The following is a 582-nucleotide window of genomic DNA, read 5'->3' as shown; positions in this document are numbered from 1 at the left end:
GAGCGGCGCGGAAGTCGCACTGAAGGGGGAACACCATGACCGGAACCGTCGCGCACGATCCGCCTCCGGCCACGGCCGGACGACCGGGACGCCCGCTCATCGTCACCGAGGACGCGGCGCTTCTCGACGATCTGCTGCGCCTGTGCGCGGCGGCCGGCGCCACACCGGAGGTCCACCACGGCGTCCCGGACCACGGCGGGGGATGGGACGGCGCGCCGCTCGTCCTGGTCGGGGACGACGCCGCCCGCCGGGTGCGCGGAGCCGCGCGGCGGCGCGGAGTGGTCCTGGTCGGCCGTGACCAGGACGACCCGGACGTGTGGAAACGCGCGGTCCGGATCGGCGCNNNNCGCCGACCCGCTCGGCGGCGGACTCGACGTGCTCCTCGGCGGCGAGACCGCGGAAGGGCTCCGCTGGCCCGCCTTCGCCGCCTCACGCGGCAGAGTCGGCGGCGGCGCCCTGGAGGAATCCCTGCCCGAACTGCACGCGCTGCGCGTGCTGAGCTGGGACCGCGGCGACTGCGTGGCGGTGCCGCCCCAGGCCGTCCGCGCGGTGCTCGCCGCCGCCCGGCGGCGCGGAAGGTCG

At 77.7% G+C, this 582-nt stretch carries 1 pseudogene; it reads left to right on the top strand.

From position 1 onward, the window contains the following. Window positions 1-35 precede the first annotated feature (35 nt). A pseudogene (locus tag CCN33_RS29125) lies at window positions 36-582 on the top strand (septum site-determining protein Ssd); the annotation flags it as partial.

Source organism: Streptomyces recifensis, from assembly GCF_002154615.1.
GTDB classification, from domain to species: Bacteria; Actinomycetota; Actinomycetes; order Streptomycetales; family Streptomycetaceae; genus Streptomyces; species Streptomyces griseoluteus.
This window is presented reverse-complemented; position numbering and strand designations above follow the sequence as displayed.